Source organism: Burkholderia sp. Cy-637, from assembly GCF_011753175.1.
In the GTDB taxonomy this organism is placed as follows: Bacteria; Pseudomonadota; Gammaproteobacteria; order Burkholderiales; family Burkholderiaceae; genus Burkholderia; species Burkholderia gladioli.
The window spans coordinates 46,193-62,509 of record NZ_VWWC01000025.1; the positions used below are offsets into that span (position 1 = coordinate 46,193).

Annotated in this window: 13 protein-coding genes, 1 tRNA gene, 3 pseudogenes and 1 riboswitch; of the genes and pseudogenes, 8 read left to right on the plus strand and 9 right to left on the minus strand. The window is 69.8% G+C overall.

Annotated features, from left to right (window positions below; all coding sequences use genetic code 11):
* Nucleotides 1-28: 28 nt before the first annotated feature.
* Complete coding sequence (locus tag F3J10_RS10165) at nucleotides 29-964, minus strand: EamA family transporter (RefSeq protein WP_025101415.1); 936 nt, start codon at nucleotides 962-964, stop codon at nucleotides 29-31.
* A 129-nt stretch (nucleotides 965-1,093) separates the two neighbouring features.
* Here F3J10_RS10165 and F3J10_RS10170 point away from each other — a divergent pair, with 129 nt between their 5' ends.
* The 6 genes from F3J10_RS10170 (at nucleotide 1,094) to F3J10_RS10195 (ending at nucleotide 7,648) form a co-directional block, all read left to right on the plus strand.
* Nucleotides 1,094-1,471, plus strand: a complete 378-nt coding sequence (locus tag F3J10_RS10170) for a hypothetical protein (RefSeq protein ID WP_167241994.1) — start codon at nucleotides 1,094-1,096, stop codon at nucleotides 1,469-1,471.
* A 31-nt stretch (nucleotides 1,472-1,502) separates the two neighbouring features.
* A riboswitch (TPP riboswitch) is annotated at nucleotides 1,503-1,619 on the plus strand.
* Nucleotides 1,620-1,692: 73 nt separating this feature from the next.
* Nucleotides 1,693-3,624, plus strand: coding sequence for a phosphomethylpyrimidine synthase ThiC (thiC, locus tag F3J10_RS10175; protein ID WP_166912633.1), 1,932 nt, complete (start codon nucleotides 1,693-1,695; stop codon nucleotides 3,622-3,624).
* 262 nt (nucleotides 3,625-3,886) lie between these two features.
* On the plus strand, nucleotides 3,887-4,099 hold the full coding sequence (locus F3J10_RS10180; RefSeq protein WP_025101413.1) for a glycine zipper 2TM domain-containing protein: 213 nt from the start codon (nucleotides 3,887-3,889) through the stop codon (nucleotides 4,097-4,099).
* A gap of 222 nt (nucleotides 4,100-4,321) precedes the next feature.
* Complete coding sequence (locus F3J10_RS10185) at nucleotides 4,322-4,657, plus strand: hypothetical protein (RefSeq protein WP_025101412.1); 336 nt, start codon at nucleotides 4,322-4,324, stop codon at nucleotides 4,655-4,657.
* A 334-nt stretch (nucleotides 4,658-4,991) separates the two neighbouring features.
* Nucleotides 4,992-5,927: a DMT family transporter gene (locus tag F3J10_RS10190; protein WP_025101411.1), complete on the plus strand. Its 936-nt coding sequence runs from the start codon at nucleotides 4,992-4,994 to the stop codon at nucleotides 5,925-5,927.
* Between the two features lie 407 nt (nucleotides 5,928-6,334).
* Entirely contained in the window at nucleotides 6,335-7,648 is a 1,314-nt protein-coding gene (locus F3J10_RS10195) for an EAL domain-containing protein (RefSeq protein WP_167241995.1), read from the plus strand.
* A 55-nt stretch (nucleotides 7,649-7,703) separates the two neighbouring features.
* On the opposite strand, the gene arfB is transcribed toward F3J10_RS10195, so the two are convergent.
* Both arfB and F3J10_RS10205 read right to left on the minus strand, forming a co-directional pair.
* On the minus strand, nucleotides 7,704-8,105 hold the full coding sequence (gene arfB / locus F3J10_RS10200) for an alternative ribosome rescue aminoacyl-tRNA hydrolase ArfB (RefSeq protein WP_013697209.1): 402 nt from the start codon (nucleotides 8,103-8,105) through the stop codon (nucleotides 7,704-7,706).
* Nucleotides 8,102-8,968: pseudogene (locus F3J10_RS10205) on the minus strand (ATP-binding domain-containing protein); the annotation flags it as partial. The pseudogene F3J10_RS10205 and the gene arfB, both read right to left, overlap by 4 nt.
* A gap of 240 nt (nucleotides 8,969-9,208) precedes the next feature.
* Here F3J10_RS10205 and mrdA point away from each other — a divergent pair.
* Nucleotides 9,209-11,044 (plus strand): annotated as a pseudogene (gene mrdA / locus F3J10_RS10210) (penicillin-binding protein 2); the annotation flags it as partial.
* Between the two features lie 11 nt (nucleotides 11,045-11,055).
* Nucleotides 11,056-12,204 carry a rod shape-determining protein RodA gene (gene rodA / locus F3J10_RS10215; protein ID WP_013699736.1) on the plus strand — a complete coding sequence of 383 codons (1,149 nt, stop codon included), beginning with the start codon at nucleotides 11,056-11,058 and terminating at the stop codon, nucleotides 12,202-12,204.
* A 55-nt stretch (nucleotides 12,205-12,259) separates the two neighbouring features.
* On the opposite strand, the gene F3J10_RS10220 is transcribed toward rodA, so the two are convergent.
* The 6 genes and pseudogenes from F3J10_RS10220 to esaR form a co-directional block, all read right to left on the minus strand.
* Complete coding sequence (locus tag F3J10_RS10220) at nucleotides 12,260-13,123, minus strand: tetratricopeptide repeat protein (RefSeq protein WP_167241996.1); 864 nt, start codon at nucleotides 13,121-13,123, stop codon at nucleotides 12,260-12,262.
* A gap of 397 nt (nucleotides 13,124-13,520) precedes the next feature.
* A complete protein-coding gene (queD, locus tag F3J10_RS10225) occupies nucleotides 13,521-13,973 on the minus strand; it encodes a 6-carboxytetrahydropterin synthase QueD (protein ID WP_013699738.1) in 453 nt (150 codons plus the stop codon).
* 19 nt (nucleotides 13,974-13,992) lie between these two features.
* The gene (gene queE / locus F3J10_RS10230) at nucleotides 13,993-14,625 is read right to left on the minus strand and encodes a 7-carboxy-7-deazaguanine synthase (RefSeq protein WP_167233927.1); all 633 of its coding nucleotides are present in this window, start codon (nucleotides 14,623-14,625) and stop codon (nucleotides 13,993-13,995) included.
* A gap of 160 nt (nucleotides 14,626-14,785) precedes the next feature.
* Nucleotides 14,786-15,520, minus strand: a complete 735-nt coding sequence (gene queC, locus F3J10_RS10235; protein ID WP_025097228.1) for a 7-cyano-7-deazaguanine synthase QueC — start codon at nucleotides 15,518-15,520, stop codon at nucleotides 14,786-14,788.
* Nucleotides 15,521-15,870: 350 nt separating this feature from the next.
* Nucleotides 15,871-15,946: transfer RNA gene (locus F3J10_RS10240), tRNA-Phe, on the minus strand.
* Between the two features lie 70 nt (nucleotides 15,947-16,016).
* Nucleotides 16,017-16,317: pseudogene (gene esaR, locus F3J10_RS10245) on the minus strand (response regulator transcription factor EsaR); the annotation flags it as partial.

The window sequence follows — 16,317 nt, forward strand, 5'->3', positions numbered from 1 at the left end:
CGCCCCGAGCCGGCCGAGGCCGCGCGCCCTACTTCACCGCCTTGCGCGCCGGATCGCAGACGAAGGACAAGCCCACGCTGCCGAGGATCGCCAGCGTCGCGATCACGGTGGCGGCCGTGACCGGCTCGCCGAGCAGCAGCGCACCCAGCGCCACCGCGACGATCGGGTTCACGTACATGCAGCTGCTGGCCAGCACCGGGCTGGTGTTGCGGATCAGGTAGCCGTAGGCGACATACGCGATCATGGTGCCGAAGATCATCAGGTACAGGAACGCGAAGGTCGGCAGCACCGCCCACTGCACGCTGCGCTCGCCGAGGAACATCGCGGCGATGGTCGACATGGTGCCGCCCAGGCCGATCTGCAGCGAGGTGGACAGGAACAGGTCGCTGGGCAGCTTGAGGCGGCTCGACAGATGCACGCCGCCGGCCCAGAACAGGCCGCCGCACAGCACCGAGATGCTGCCCAGCGTGGAGCCCGGCGTGGACGGCCCGCCCGAGTTCAGGATCACGATGCCGACCATGCCGAGCCCGACCGCCACCCACTCGCCGCGCGCGACCTGGCGCCCGGCGATGGCGGCGATCACGGTGGCGAACAGCGGCACGGTAGCCACCATCACGGCCGCCGAGCCGCTGCTGACGGTGCGCATGCCGAGCGCGATCAGCCCCGAGGAGGCCGCCACCAGCATGGTGCCGACGATGCCGGCGTTGCGGATCTCGACCAGGCTGGGCATCACCGGCTTGCGTCGCATCGCGAACACGAACAGGCCGATGCCGGCCAGGCCGTTGCGCATGCCCGAGAGCAGCAGCGGCGGAAACGACTCGAGCGCGATATGCAGCGCCAGGTAGGTCGAGCCCCAGACGAAATAGATGAAGGCCAGCGCCAGCGCGATGCGCCCGCCGCGGCTTTGCGGCAGGCGGATGCGGACTCGCCCCGCGATGGCGAGCAGACGGTCGAGCAGGGTCATGGCTCAGCTCGGCTCGTTGGCGGATCGGGAAGACGGGACGGATCGAGGGCCCGGCATGGCAGCGGCAGTGGCAGCCGCAGTGGCAGTGGCAGCCGCAACCCAGGCGGCGGGCAGCGCGGCGAAACCATCGTGGCGGGCAATGCGGACGTGCGAGGGCGACCGGCGCGAAGCCGATGCGGCGGGGAAAAACGAGCGGGACGGCATGTCGTCGAGAACGGAACCGGAGAAGTCGAACTGACCCAGAAGAATGGGCGCGCCGCGACCGACGGCGCCTTTGAAAGCATTATGCATGACAGCCAGGAAGGCGAATCGGGGTCAATCAGGAAAAGCTCGACGCTGACGTTTCGGCGCGACAGCCCCCGCTCCCCCTTGTCGCGACCCGACGCGAATCTGCCGCAAAACGACAGCCGCCGCCGCATTTCAAACAATCCCGGCAAGACCCCGCGCGCCAGGCCCGCCGGCCCTGCCCGGCGAATTCGGCGGCGCGCCGGCCAAGCGAGCGGTTGAAACCTCGGCCGTCCGGGTGTATCGTTCGCCCTTGCTAACGCGGGGGTCCTGCGTTGCGCCATTCGGAATGCGGCGCATCGCGGGTGAGAAATACCCTTTGAACCTGATCTGGATAATGCCAGCGCAGGGAAGCGTACGGGCCTCGCCACACGTGGTACCTCCGGCCGGCCTGCCGCCCTCTCTCGTCTCCTGCTTAGCGCCCCACATCAGGAGATGACCGCATGAATGCCAACCCGAAGTTCCTGTCCGCCGATGCCCGCGTCGACGCCGCCGCGATCGCCCCGCTGCCGAATTCCCGCAAGGTCTACGTGACGGGCTCGCAGCCCGACATCCGCGTGCCGATGCGCGAGATCACGCAGGCGGACACGCCGACCGGCTTCGGCGGCGAGAAGAATCCGCCGATCTACGTCTACGACACCTCGGGCCCCTATACCGACCCGGAAGCCAGCATCGACATCCGCTCGGGCCTTCCGGCGCTGCGCCAGGGCTGGATCGAGTCGCGCGGCGACACCGAGACGCTGGACGGCCTGAGCAGCGCCTACGGCCGCGAGCGCGCCGCCGACGCGGCCACCGCCGAGCTGCGCTTCCCCGGCCTGCACCGCCAGCCGCGCCGCGCGCAGGCCGGCAGGAACGTGACGCAGATGCACTACGCGCGCCAGGGCATCGTCACGCCGGAGATGGAATACATCGCGATCCGCGAGAACCAGCGCCGCGCCGAATACCTCGCCAGCCTCGAGGCGAGCGGCCCGAACGGCGCCAAGCTGGCCGCCATGATGGGCCGCCAGCACCGCGGCCAGGCCTTCGGCGCCGCCGCCTTCGGCGAGAACCCGCTGGGCGAGATCACGCCCGAGTTCGTGCGCGAGGAAATCGCGCGCGGCCGCGCCATCATCCCCGCCAACATCAACCACCCGGAATCGGAGCCGATGATCATCGGCCGCAACTTCCTGGTGAAGATCAACGCCAACATCGGCAACTCGGCCGTCACCTCCTCGATCGGCGAGGAAGTCGACAAGATGACCTGGGCGATCCGCTGGGGCGGCGACACGGTGATGGACCTCTCCACCGGCAAGCACATCCACGAGACGCGCGAGTGGATCATCCGCAACAGCCCGGTGCCGATCGGCACGGTGCCGATCTACCAGGCGCTGGAGAAGGTCAACGGCAAAGCCGAGGACCTGACCTGGGAGATCTTCCGCGACACGCTGATCGAGCAGGCCGAGCAAGGCGTCGACTACTTCACGATCCACGCCGGCGTGCGCCTGCAATACGTGCCGCTGACCGCCAACCGCATGACGGGCATCGTCTCGCGCGGCGGCTCGATCATGGCCAAGTGGTGCCTCGCGCATCACAAGGAAAGCTTCCTCTACGAGCACTTCGAGGACATCTGCGAAATCATGAAGGCCTACGACGTGAGCTTCTCGCTCGGCGACGGCCTGCGCCCCGGCTCGATCTACGACGCCAACGACGAGGCCCAGCTCGGCGAGCTCAAGACGCTGGGCGAGCTCACCCAGATCGCCTGGAAGCACGACGTGCAGGTGATGATCGAAGGCCCGGGCCACGTGCCGATGCAGCTGATCAAGGAGAACATGGACCTGCAGCTCGACTGGTGCAAGGAAGCGCCGTTCTACACGCTCGGGCCGCTGACCACCGACATCGCGCCGGGCTACGACCACATCACCTCGGGCATCGGCGCGGCGATGATCGGCTGGTTCGGCACCGCGATGCTCTGCTACGTGACGCCCAAGGAGCACCTGGGCCTGCCGAACAAGGACGACGTCAAGGAAGGCATCATCACCTACAAGCTGGCGGCGCACGCGGCCGACCTGGCCAAGGGCCATCCGGGCGCGCAGGTGCGCGACAACGCGCTGTCCAAGGCGCGCTTCGAGTTCCGCTGGGAGGACCAGTTCAACCTCGGCCTCGATCCGGACAAGGCGCGCGAATTCCACGACGAGACCCTGCCCAAGGATTCGGCCAAGGTCGCGCACTTCTGCTCGATGTGCGGCCCGCACTTCTGCTCGATGAAGATCACGCAGGACGTGCGCGACTTCGCGGCGAAGCAGGGCGTGTCGGAAAGCGAGGCGCTGAAGAAGGGCATGGAAGTCAAGGCGGTCGAGTTCGTCAAGACCGGCGCCGAGATCTACCACCGCCAGTGAGCGGCACCGGCGCGGCCGTTGCCGCGCGCGGGATCTCCCCCGCGCGCGGCCTCGCGCTGCGCCGCAGCATGCGCGGCCTCCGGGGCGCGGCCGATGCAAGCCGCGTACCCGCGGCGATACATTTGATTACGCCGGAAAAGAGGCTTAACAAGTCCTTACAGCAGCCGGTTCGCGGCTCCTCTAGATTGATAGTGTCGCGTGCGAATCGGATTTCCCGGGCCGCGCGCCACGACTCACTCTTCACTCTTTCCGAGGACACACCATGAACTCGATCCGACGTGTTGGGATAGGGGCGCTGCTGGTCGCCACCATCGCGAGCCTGTCGGCCTGCGACTCGATGACGACGCGCCAGCGCGATACGGCGATCGGCGCCGGTGTCGGCGGCGTGGCCGGCGCAGCCATCGGCGGCAGCGCGCTGTCGACGCTGGGCGGCGCGGCCGCCGGCGGCATCATCGGTAACCAGGTCGGCAAGTAAGTGCCCGCCCGGGCTTGAACCGGTTGGTCGACCCGCCCGCGCGTTCGCGGGCGGATCGACTCGTCCTGCCGCCCTCACTCCCCTACAGTTCGCCTCGTGACACGATGCGGGCTCGCGCGTGTTGAAATCTGCCGTTACTGTTTCACACAGCGTTTCATGCGCGACGCGCCTAAGCTCCCCGTATCGCCACCGTCACAGGACGCCTCCGTCCGGAGGTCCGCCATGAAAACCCGCACTTTCGTCGCCGCCGGCCTCGCCACCGTCGCCCTCGCCGGCTGCTATTACCCTTACGGCTATTACCCAGCCGGCGGTTATTACGCCGCCACGCCGGTCGCGCCCGCCGCGACCGATCCGACCTACCCGGCACCGGCCTACAACACCGCGCCGGCCTATGTCGCGCCCGCCTATCCGGCCTATTACCCGGCCTACCCGGCGCCGGCCTACTATCCGGCCTATGGCGGCTGGTGGGGGCCGTCGGTCTCGCTGGGCTTCCGCTTCGGCGGAGGCGGCTACTGGGGACACGGCGGACGCTGGGGCGGCTGGCACGGCCATCGTTGAGCCTCGCGAGCGCGGGCGGCCGGTTCGCCTCGCCCGCGCCTGAGCGATCGCGGCCGCGCCGCCGTGCGTGGCCCGATCCATCGTCAGCGTGGCGCGCCGGGCGCCCGCTCGTGCGTGCGGCTGCGAGAGCCGGCCTTCGGAGTTCAAGGCCCTTCGCCTTGCCACGCGCCCCCACGTGCCCCACCTACCGCCTTCCCCGGCCAGCCGGCCAGCCGGCCTCGACGATTCCTCAGACCTATCTCCACCTTTTTGCCATTTCATCCGTTCCTGTAACATCGGCGGCCGGCGCGGCGCTACCATGCCTCGGCATCCCGCGCCCCCATTCGAGCCCGCCATGTCCACCCGCCATCTCTCGCTGCTGATCCTGCTCGCCGCCTTCTGGGGCGCCTCGTTCCTGTTCATCCGCGTCGGCGTGGCCGACTTCGGCGTCGCCCCGCTGATGGTGCTGCGCGTCGGCTTCGGCGCGCTGTTCCTGCTGGTGCTCGCGCTGGCGCGCAACGGCGCGGCCGGACTGGCGCGCACGCTGCGCCGCCATGCCTGGCCGCTGCTGGTCTGCGGCCTGCTCAACTCGGCCGCGCCGTTCTGCCTGTTCGCCTTCGCCGAGTTGACGCTGCAGGCCGGCATCACCTCGGTGATCAATGCCACCGCGCCGCTGTGGGCCGCGGTGGTGGCCTATCTCTGGCTCGGCGAACGGCTCTCGATGCCGCGCGTATTCGGCCTGGTGGTCGGTTTCGCGGGCGTGCTGCTGCTGGTCGGCAACCAGGTGCTCGCGCCCGAGGGCAGCACCGGCGGCGCGAGCGCCGGCGCCACCGCGCTGGCCGCCGCGGCCGCGCTCGGCGCGACCCTGCTGTACGGGATCGCCGCCAACTACACCAAGCGCAAGCTGTCCGGCGTCGACCCGCTGATCAACGCGACCGGCACCATGAGCGGCGCCACGCTGTTGCTGCTGCCCTTCGCGCTGGCCACCTGGCCGGCCGCGCCGGCCTCGGCGCAGGCCTGGGGCGCGGTGATCGCGCTCGGCATCCTGTGCACCGGCGTCGCCTACCTGATCTTCTTCTACCTGATCGCGCATGTCGGGCCGTCGCGCACCATCACCGTGACCTTCGTGATCCCGATCTTCGGCATCCTGTGGGGCGCGCTGTTCCTCGGCGAAACAGTCGCGCCGATCATGCTCGCCGGCTGCGCGGTGGTGCTGCTCGGCACCGCGCTCGCGACCGGCGCGATCCGGCGCATCCCGGGCTTCGGGTCGGCACGCGACACGGCAGCCTGAGCCGCGATGCGCGGCCGCGACGTTCCGCATCCGCGCCGCGCATCGCCACTGCAACGCTGCCTTTCTTTTTCCGCGCTTTCCCCGCGCTTTCCGGCTTTTTCGACACTTCAATCGTTTGCGCCCGGGCTTTCGCGCACGGCCGGCCAGCTCCGCGCCGAGGGCCCCGCATGCGGCCGAACAACAGGTGTGCGAAGCGTCGATGATTCGCAGCGCCGAGCATTTTCCGTGCTCGTCCATTCGGTGTAGAGTACGTGGGCACGCGACGCGGCGGCCTCCGCGCCAACCCGGCCGGCCGCGCGCTGCCACACACAGCCTCACGCAGCCTCGGGTAGCCACACACGACCGCGCGGTGCCGCCGCCGATCCCCCCGGATCGCACGACGCCCGCCCCCACCGAACTCACGCGCAATGCGACCGTCCGCCGAACTGACGCTAGACCATCTCGTCAGCCTGCTCGTATCCGACGGTGCCGGCGGCTGGACCGCCAACTATCGCGGCATGCGCCTGACCTCGGCATTCCAGCCGGTACTCTCGATCACGCACCGGCGCATCGTCGGCTACGAGGCGCTGGTGCGCGCGCAGGCTTCGAGCGATGCCTCGCTGGAACCGGAAGCGCTGTTCGCGCTCGCGCACACGCGCGGCGACGCCCCGTTGCTCGATCGCATGACGCGCTGCCTGCACGCGGCCAATTTCGCCGCGCAGGACCCTGGCCACGGCTGGCTGTTCCTCAACGTGATGCCGCAGATGCTCGACTCGGGCAGCGCGCAGCGCGAATCGATCGACGAGCTCTGCGCGCATTTCTCGCTGCCGCCCACCCGCGTGGTGCTCGAGGTGATCGAGCAGCCGGTGCGCGACGAAGCCGCGCTGGCGCGCACCATCGACCGCATCCAGCATCGCGATTTCCTGATCGCGATCGACGATTTCGGCACCGGCTTCTCGAACTTCGACCGCGTCTGGCAGGCGCATCCCGACATCGTCAAGCTCGACCGCTCGCTGGTCGAGCGCGCGCAGCAGCCCGGCGACGCGCGCCGCAACATCCGCCACCTGGTGACCATGCTGCATCAGGCCGGCGCGCTGGTGCTGGCCGAGGGCATAGAAACCACCCACGCGCTGCAGGTGCTGATGGATGCCGACGTCGACTTCGTGCAGGGTTTCCTGTTCGGGCAGCCCGATGCCTCGCTGGCACGGGCCGGCGCAGGCAGCACGCGCCATATCGACGAGGCATGGGCGCGGCACGCCGCGCGCCGCGAGGCGCGGGCGCTGCGCAACGGCCCCTGTTTCGGCGAGCTCGAGCGGCGGCTGCTGGCGGCCGCGCAGGCCTGGCTCGCGAATGGCGAGCTGGCCGCCGCGGCCGCGCCGCTGTTCGAGCTGCCCGAGATCCGGCGCGTGTTCGTGACCGACCCGCAGGGCCGCCAGCCGGCCCCCTCGATCGCGCGCCCCGACGCGGTCTCGCCGACCCAGGCGGCGCGCCTCGCGCCGCTGTTTCCCGACACCGACAGCAACTGGTCGCGCCTGCCGGTCTGGCAGCGCGCGATGCAGACGCCGGGTCGCGTGATCATGGCCGGCCCGCAGCATTCGCTGACCGAGGGGCGCAACGCCTGGGCGGCGGCGCTCGCGGCGAGCGCACCGCAAGGCAGCGAGGTGAAGGTGGTGCTCTGCGTGGAGTTCGTGTCGGACCCGCACGACGACGGCGACGCATTCGAGGCGGCCGACGAAGCCTGAGCCGCGTTCATGCGCGCCGTTTCCTCGCGATTCGAGCCGCAACCGGCTCGATGCCTCAATCCACGACCTTGCCCCGCCCGGCCTTGACGGTCCCGCGCCGGTTCTTCGCATCGAGCCGGCGCTCCTTCGAGGCGCGCGTCGGCCGCGTCGCCACCCGCGCGCGGCGCACCACGGCGACACTCGCGATCAGCGCGTCGAGCCGCGCCAGCGCGGCCACGCGGTTCTGCTCCTGGGTGCGATATTCCTGCGACTTCAGCACCACCACGCCGTCGCGCGTGATGCGCTGGTCGGACAGCGCGAGCAGGCGCTCCTTCAACAGCTCGGGCAGGGAGGAGGCGCGGATGTCGAAGCGCAGGTGGATCGCGCTCGACACCTTGTTGACGTTCTGGCCGCCGGCGCCCTGCGCGCGCATCGCCGAGAGTTCGACCTCGGCGGGATCGAGCGTGTAGCGGATCATGTTCCGTTCTCCTGATCGACTGTCTTGCCGGCGCCGGCGCTCGCGTGCCGCGCGGCGGCCTCGGCGATCCGCGCGGCGAGGCCCGAGTCGCGCTGGGTGCGCGTGGCGATTGCCTGCGCCAGCACCGTGCGCGGCCCGATCACCTGCACCCGCGAACGCGCGCGCGTGATCGCGGTATAGACCAGCTCGCGCGACAGCACGCGCCCGAACGCGGCCGGCAGGACCAGCGCCGCCTCGTCGAACTCCGAACCCTGCGACTTGTGGACCGTCAGCGCGAAGGCCGTATCGTGCGGCGGCAGCGCGGCCGGCGAGACCGCGCGCGCCTGCCCGTCGGCGCCGCGGAACCAGACCCGCAGCGCGCCGCGCGCATCGGGCAGCGCGATGCCGATATCGCCGTTGAACAGGCCGAGCGCGTAGTCGTTGCGCGTGACCATCACGGGCCGGCCCGCGAACCAGTGCGCGCCGACCGCGAGCGGCACGCGCACCGCGCGACGCACCTGGGCGGCGACGCGCTGGTTGACCTCGTCGGCGCCGCGCGCGCCGCTGCGGGTGGCGCACAGGATGCGGAAGCGGTTCAGCGCGTCGAACAGCGGCAGCGGATCGGGCTCGGCCGTGGCGAGCGCGGCGCGCAAGGCCTCGCCATAGGCGTCGAAACCGTGCGCGAGGCGCTCGATGGTGGCCACGGACAAGGCGTCGCCGCTGTCGTCGTAGTAGCGCGCGGCCGCGCCGGCTTCAGTCGACAAGGCATCGAGCGCGTCTTGCGCCGCGCCGCGGCGGATCGCCAGCGACAGCCGGCCGATCGGCGAATCGAGGCCGAAGCGGTAGTTGCGTTCGAGCCAGACGACGCAGTCGGCCAGGGGGGAGATGGCACCGACGGGAGGTGCCGGTTCGAGTCCGGTCCCCGGCACCCAAGTTCGCGCCTCCCGATTCATCGCGGCGCCCGCGACATCCTGCTCGTCGATCCGCCAGGCATCGAGCCAGCCCAGTTCCTCGGGCTCGATCCAGGCATCGAGCGGCGCGCCCGCGAAGCTGTCGATCGATACCGCGGGCAGCGCGACCGGCTCGACGATCGGCGCCTCGTCGAAATCGAACAGGGAGGCCTGCGCGCGCGGCTGTTCCGCCAGTACCCGCTGGGGCCCACCGCCGCGCACGTGATCGGCTACATCGGCCGGATCTCGAAGCGCGACCAGGACAAAATCGACGCGATGAGCGACGAGAACGACAGCGATCCCGAGCATTACGATCCGCGTCGCGACGCCAACAACTACAAGGGCACCGACTACATCGGCAAGATCGGCGTCGAGCAGAGCTACGAGACCGACCTGCACGGCATCACCGGCTTCGAGGAGGTCGAGGTGACCGCCGGCGGGCGCCCGGTGCGCACGCTCTCGCGCACCCAGGCCACGCCCGGCAACAACCTGGTGCTGTCGCTCGACATCGGCCTGCAGCAGGTGGCCGAGCAGGCCTTCGCCGGCAAGCGCGGCGCGCTGGTGGCGATCGAGCCGGCCACCGGCGACGTGCTGGCCTTCGTGTCCTCGCCGAGCTTCGATCCCAACTCCTTCGTGGACGGCATCGACCAGCAGACCTGGGACGAGCTCAACAACTCGCCCGACAAGCCGCTGCTGAACCGCCCGCTGCACGGCACCTACCCGCCCGGCTCGACCTACAAGCCCTTCATGGCGCTGGCCGGCCTGGAGCTGGGCAAGCGCACGCCGGGCTGGGGCTTCCAGGATCCCGGCTACTTCACCTTCGGCGGCCACACCTTCCGCAACGACGTGCGCTCGGGCCAGGGCTGGGTGGACATGAACCGCGCCATCATGGTGTCGAACGACACCTATTTCTACATGCTGGCGCGCGACCTGGGCGTCACCAACATCGCCAACTTCATGAAGCCGTTCGGCTTCGGCCAGATCACCGGCATCGACATCCAGGGCGAGGCGCGCGGCGTGCTGCCCTCGCCGGAATGGAAGAAGAAGACCTTCCGCAAGCCCGCGCTGCAGAAGTGGTACGACGGCGAGACCATCAGCCTGGGGATCGGCCAGGGCTACAACTCCTTCACGATCCTGCAGCTGGCGCACGCGATGGCCACGCTGGCCGACAACGGCGTGGTGATGAAGCCCCACCTGGTCAAGGAAGTCGAGAACCCGATCACCCGCGAGCGGCACCTGACGGTGCCCAAGGAAAGCGAGGTGATCCCGCTCAAGCAGGCCGACATCGACGTGGTCAAGCGCGGCCTGGAGAACGTGATCGAGAATCCGTCCGGCACCGCCTACAAGATCTTCCGCGGCGCAGCCTACACGGCGGCCGGCAAGACCGGCACGGCCCAGGTGTTCTCGCTGCAGGGCGCCAACTACCACGGCCACCTGCTGGCCGAGCACCTGCGCGACCACGCGCTGTTTACCGCCTACGCGCCGGCCGACCACCCGCGGATCGCGCTCGCGCTGATCGTCGAGAACGGCGGCTGGGGCGCGCAGTCGGCCGGCCCGATCGCGCGCAAGGTGCTGGACTTCTACCTGGTCGAGCGCCAGAACCCGACCAACGAGGCCGCCGCGGTGGCCGCCGCCGCCTCGGCGACCGAGCCGGTCAGCGCGCCGGTGGTGGGCGACACCACGCGGCCGGTGGAGATCGCCACGGGCTTCACGGCGCTGCCGCAGCCGGTGCCGCCCGCCGCGGCCAGCGGCGCGGAGGCCGCCTCGGGCGCCTCGGCCCCCGTCGGCTCCGGCGCGGCGGGCAGCCCCGGCGCCTCCAGCACCGGCGAGGCCGCCGGCGGCGCCTCGCCCGAACCCGCCAGCGCCGCGAGCGCGGCCCAGATGCGGCGCCTGCCGCGCAAGCCGCATCGCGCCCCCGCCAACCACCCGGCCGCGCCGCCCGCCCCGGCGGCCGCGCGCGACGGGCAGCGCGGCACCCGCCGGCCCGCCGCGGCCGGCACCGACGAATGACGGAGATAGGCATGCAATTCGACAAGCGCGCCTGGCTCGACAAGGCAAAGCAGATGTTCGCGGGCTTCGACCGCCCGCTCGCGCTGATCGTGTTCCTGCTGCTCTGCGTCGGGATCGTCACGCTCTACAGCGCGACCATCGACATGCCGGGCCGGGTCGAGGACCAGCTGCGCAACATCATGCTGACCTTCGTGCTGATGTGGATCATCGCGAACATCCCGCCGCAGACGCTGATGCGCTTCGCGGTGCCGCTCTATACCTTCGGCGTCGCGCTGCTGGTGGCGGTGGCGCTGTTCGGGATGACCAAGAAGGGGGCCAAGCGCTGGCTCAACGTCGGCGTGGTGATCCAGCCCTCGGAGATCCTCAAGATCGCCACCCCGCTGATGCTGGCCTGGTACTACCAGCGGCGCGAGGGCAATATCCGCTGGTACGACTACCTGGTGGCCTTCGCGATCCTGCTGGTGCCGGTCGGCCTGATCGCCAAGCAGCCCGACCTGGGCACCGCGATGCTGGTGTTCGCGGCGGGCCTGTTCGTGATCTACCTGGCCGGGCTGTCGTTCAAGCTGATCGTGCCGGTGCTGGTGGCCGGCGTGATCGCGGTGGCCGCGATCGCCACCTTCGAGGACAAGATCTGCCAGCCGCAGGTGGTCTGGCCGCTGATGCACGACTACCAGAAGCACCGCGTCTGCACCCTGCTCGACCCGACCTCGGACCCGCTCGGCAAGGGCTTCCACACCATCCAGGCGGTGATCGCGATCGGCTCGGGCGGCCCGGTCGGCAAGGGCTACCTGAAGGGTACCCAGGCCCACCTCGAATTCATCCCCGAGAAGCACACCGACTTCATCTTCGCGGTCTATTCCGAGGAATTCGGGCTGGTGGGCGGGCTGGTGCTGCTCACGCTCTACATGGTGCTGATCGCGCGCGGGCTCTATATCGCCGCGCAGGGTTCGACGCTGTTCGGGCGCCTCTTGGCCGGCTCGCTGTCGCTGGGCTTCTTCACCTATGCCTTCGTCAACGTGGGCATGGTCAGCGGCGTGCTGCCGGTGGTGGGCGTGCCGCTGCCCTTCATGAGCTACGGCGGCACCGCGCTGATCACGCTGGGCGTCGCCACCGGACTGATCATGAGCGTCGGGCGGCAGAAGCGGCTGATGAAATCGTAGCGGCCGCGGCCGCCACGATCGGGCTTCGATCAAGCGGCGCTGCGGCGCCGCTTTGTCATTGCGAGGCCGCTTGCGGTGCCTCGGCGGCGGGTGCGGAGGCGGCCGAGGCAGCCGAAGCGGCGGAGGCGGCCGCGACCTGCTTGCGCAGCGCGGTGCTGACTTCCTGGTACTTGAGCGCGGCCACCTCGTCGCCATGCACGGCCGCCGCCGCGTAATAGACGCGCGCGAGGTTGAGGTCGACCGCGACGCCGTCGCCGCCGCGCTCGTAGAACGAGGCCGTCACGTATTGCGCGGTCGGCTCGCCCGCGTCGGCGGCCTTGCGGTACCACTCGAAGGCCTGGTGGTTGTCGCGCGGCGTGCCGCGGCCGTCGAGGAACTGGTTGGCCAGCGCGAGCTGCGCCTCCATGTGGCCCTGCTGCGCCGCCTTCAGGAACCAGCCATGCGCGACGGCCGGGTCGCGCGCCACGAACTGGCCGTCGTCGTACATGGTGCCGAGCACGTACTGCGCTTGCGTCATGCCGGCATCGGCCGCCTGGTTCAGCCAGTGCAGGCCGTCGGCCTGGTTGGCCGGACCGCCTTCGCCCTTGAGCAGCATCATCGCGTAGTCGAACTGCGCGAGCCGGTCGCCGCGACGCGCGGAGCGGCCGAAGCCGGCCAGCGCCGAGGCGTAGTCGCCGGCGTTGTAGTCGGCCACCGCGTCGGCGGTGGCCTTCGAATCCGGGGCCGGCCGGCGCAGCTTGCCGTGCGGCACCGAGCGGCGCGTCGACGATGTGCCCGACGCGCCCGAGGCACTCGCGGCAGCCGGCGCGCTCGATGCTGCCGCATCCGCCGCCCGGGCCGGCTGGCTGGCCGCCAGCATCATGCTCGCCAGGCCTAGCGCGAACGCGGCGCCCGCCGTTCGCATCCGAAAACCGTTCATCTCCTGTCCTCCTGCTGGTCGCGCGCACGCGCAGCGGTTGCCCCGTCACGCGTGTGGCGGAGTCGATTCTTGTAGCGGGGAAGGCGCGCGCGGCGCGAAGCTGGCGCGGGCTCCCGAGCGGGTGGCTGCGCGCGTTGCCGGCAAGCCGGGCAGGCTCGCCCGCATCGCGCGCGCGACGATCTTACCGTGATCAGAATTGTGCTGCCGGAGCCGGCCGCGGGCGGCGCGAAGCGCGGTGCGGCAAGGCGAACGGCGGGACGGCGGCGGGCCCGGGCGGGTGATGCGACGCGGGACGGCCAGGCCAGGGGAAACGAAAACGGGCCGGCGGATGCGGCCCGTGCAGACAAGGATGCGGCGGCGGGGAAGCCGGCGCGCCGGACGACGTGCCGAGCCCGGCTCAGCGCGCCGGATCGCGCTCGACGTCGGCCCAGCAGTTCGGCGTCTCGTACAGGCGCACGCGCTCGAGACGCAGGTTCACGCCGTAGTGGGCGTCGTAGACGTCGGCGAGGATATCGAAGGCCACCGCCGCGAGATTCTCGACGGTCGGGATGCGATCGAGCACCACCGTCTTGTGGTCGGCCATCTTCTCGAGGAAGGAGCGCACCACCTCGTCGCGCGCATAGACCAGGAAGGCGTGGTCCCACTTGCCGACCAGGTGCTCCATGGCGAGCGACTTCACGTCGGCGAAGTCCATCACCATGCCGCGGTCGGGCGCGCCCTCGGTGTCGACCAGGTCGCCGCGCAGCGTGATTTCGAGCACGTAGCGATGGCCATGCAGGTTGCGGCACTGGCTGCGGTGGTCGGGGATGCGGTGGCCCGCATCGAATTCGAGTTTTCGGGTAATCAGCACGATGAATGAAGCGCGCGGCTCAGGGAATGTTCAGGTATTTGTGGGTCTGCATCGACAGCCGCCATTGCGGATGGCGCTTGCACCAGTCGATCGCGAGCTTCGTGTTGATGTCGCGCGAGGGGCCGTCCATCGGCTGCACCAGGAAGTAGTCGAAGTCGAGCTTGGCGTAGTCGGCCAGGCGCTGGTTGTCCTGCGGGACCACCACCTTCAGCTCGTGCCCCTTGGTGACCACCAGCGGCGCATCGGCCTTCGGGCTCACGCAGATCCAGTCGATCGTCTCGAGCACCGGCAGCGAGCCGTTGGTCTCGATGGCGATCTCGAAGCCCTGTGCGTGCAGCGCGTCGACCAGCGGCTGGTCCAGCTGCAGCATCGGCTCGCCGCCGGTGCAGACCACGAAGCGGTTGGCCTCGCCCTCGGGCCACAGCGAGGCGACCATCGCGGCGAGCTGCTCCGGGGTCTTGAACTTGCCGCCGTTCTCCCCGTCGGTGCCGACAAAATCGGTATCGCAGAAGCGGCACACGGCCGTTTCGCGATCGGCCTCGCGGCCGGTCCACAAATTGCAGCCGGCGAACCGGCAGAACACGGCCGGGCGACCGGCGTTGGCGCCCTCGCCCTGCAACGTGTAGAAGATTTCCTTGACCGTGTACGTCATTCGCTGAGCCGGCGGCGCGAGCCGTCCGTTCCTTTCCCGCGCCTCATGCGGCGCCTGATGCCAGTGATTCCGGGCGATGCGCGAGCGTTCGCGCATCACATCGTGCTGCTTCGTTGGTCTTGCCTGCTTCCTGATTCGCCTTGCTTGCGTACCCTGCCGCTCAGGCCGGCATCTCGGTGACCTGCTCGCCGCTGCGATACGCCTCGTAGCCGCGCTTGCGCAGCTTGCAGGCCGGGCAGGCGCCGCAGCCGAAGCCCCAGTCGTGCAACTCGGCGCGCTCGCCGACGTAGCAGGTGTGGGTCTCGACGCGCACCAGCTCGACCAGCTCGGCGCCGCCCAGTTGCTCGGCGAGGCGCCAGGTATCGGCCTTGTCGAGCCACATCAGCGGCGTCTCGAGCACCATGCGCGTGTCCATGCCGAGATTGAGCGCCACCTGCAGCGCCTTCATGGTGTCGTCGCGGCAATCGGGGTAGCCCGAGAAATCGGTCTCGCACATGCCGCCGACCAGCACCTTCAGCCCGCGCCGATAGGCCAGGGCCGCCGCGATCGTCATGAACAGCAGGTTGCGGCCCGGCACGAAGGTGTTGGGCAGCCCGTTGGCGCTGGTCTCGATCTCGATGGCGCGCGTCATGGCGGTGTCGCTGATCGCGCCGAGCACCGACAGGTCGATCATGTGATCGTCGCCGAGCCGGTTGGCCCATTGCGGAAAGCGCGTGCGCAGCGCCTCGCGCACGCCCTCGCGGCATTCGAGCTCGACGCGATGGCGCTGGCCGTAATCGAAGCCGAGCGTCTCGACCGTCGAATAATGCTCGAGCGCCCAGGCGACGCAGGTCGCCGAATCCTGGCCGCCGGAAAACAGCACGAGCGCGCCGCCTTTAGCGTCTGTCCGAATCACCGTGTACTCCGTATAGGGGGCTCGCGGCGCGCGATGCCCGGGGGACGCCGCCGATGCGTGGCGGGGGCGCCCGCGTGGGCGCTACCGGGCGCGCGGCGCCGCGTCCGCGGCGTGCGGCGGCAGAGCGTCAAACAAAAAAGGACTTGCGGCGCGGAAAACCAGCGTCCTCAAGTCCTTCAAGTCTTTGAGTCGGCAGGGATTTTATCATGCGGCCCGGTATTTCGCCCGGGCGCGGCCATATGCAGCGCCGCATACCGGGAATCGGGCGGCGGCATGTAGCGCGCGCGGATCCCCGGCCTTCAAAAGGGAAAAGGTCCAAAAGCCGTGAAGCTTTTGGACCTTTTCGAATTTGGTGGCCTGGGTCGGAATCGAACCAACGACACGCGGATTTTCAATCCGCTGCTCTACCAACTGAGCTACCGGGCCAACGAAGAAGTGAGAGTATAGCCAGGCCCCATCAACCTGGCAAGCCCCTTTTTAAAAATTCCGCAAAAGCTCAGAGCCCGCCCTCGGTCGGCTTCTTGCCGAGCTCGACGCCGAGCTGCTTGAGCTTGCGATAGAGGTGGGTGCGCTCCAGGCCGGTTTTCTCCGCGACGCGCGTCATGCTGCCGTTCTCGCGCGCCAGGTGGTACTCGAAGTAGGCGCGCTCGAAGGCGTCGCGCGCCTCGCGCAAGGGGATGTCGAACGGGATCGCCGCGGTCTGGCCGGCGAGGCCCGGCACGGCCGGCGCGTCCTCGCCGAGGATCGGCAGCGCGGCCGCCGAGGCCACCGCCGTCGGCCCGGCCGCCGGCTTGGCG

What these genes read in the sequence shown, in the direction of transcription:
- F3J10_RS10165 (WP_025101415.1), bottom strand. Translation starts at nt 964, where the DNA reads ATGACCCTGCTCGACCGTCTGCTCGCCATCGCGGGGCGAGTCCGCATC.
- thiC (WP_166912633.1), top strand. Translation starts at nt 1,693, where the DNA reads ATGAATGCCAACCCGAAGTTCCTGTCCGCCGATGCCCGCGTCGACGCC.
- F3J10_RS10180 (WP_025101413.1), top strand. Translation starts at nt 3,887, where the DNA reads ATGAACTCGATCCGACGTGTTGGGATAGGGGCGCTGCTGGTCGCCACC.
- F3J10_RS10185 (WP_025101412.1), top strand. Translation starts at nt 4,322, where the DNA reads ATGAAAACCCGCACTTTCGTCGCCGCCGGCCTCGCCACCGTCGCCCTC.
- F3J10_RS10190 (WP_025101411.1), top strand. Translation starts at nt 4,992, where the DNA reads ATGTCCACCCGCCATCTCTCGCTGCTGATCCTGCTCGCCGCCTTCTGG.
- F3J10_RS10195 (WP_167241995.1), top strand. Translation starts at nt 6,335, where the DNA reads ATGCGACCGTCCGCCGAACTGACGCTAGACCATCTCGTCAGCCTGCTC.
- arfB (WP_013697209.1), bottom strand. Translation starts at nt 8,105, where the DNA reads ATGATCCGCTACACGCTCGATCCCGCCGAGGTCGAACTCTCGGCGATG.
- rodA (WP_013699736.1), top strand. Translation starts at nt 11,056, where the DNA reads ATGCAATTCGACAAGCGCGCCTGGCTCGACAAGGCAAAGCAGATGTTC.
- F3J10_RS10220 (WP_167241996.1), bottom strand. Translation starts at nt 13,123, where the DNA reads ATGAACGGTTTTCGGATGCGAACGGCGGGCGCCGCGTTCGCGCTAGGC.
- queE (WP_167233927.1), bottom strand. Translation starts at nt 14,625, where the DNA reads ATGACGTACACGGTCAAGGAAATCTTCTACACGTTGCAGGGCGAGGGC.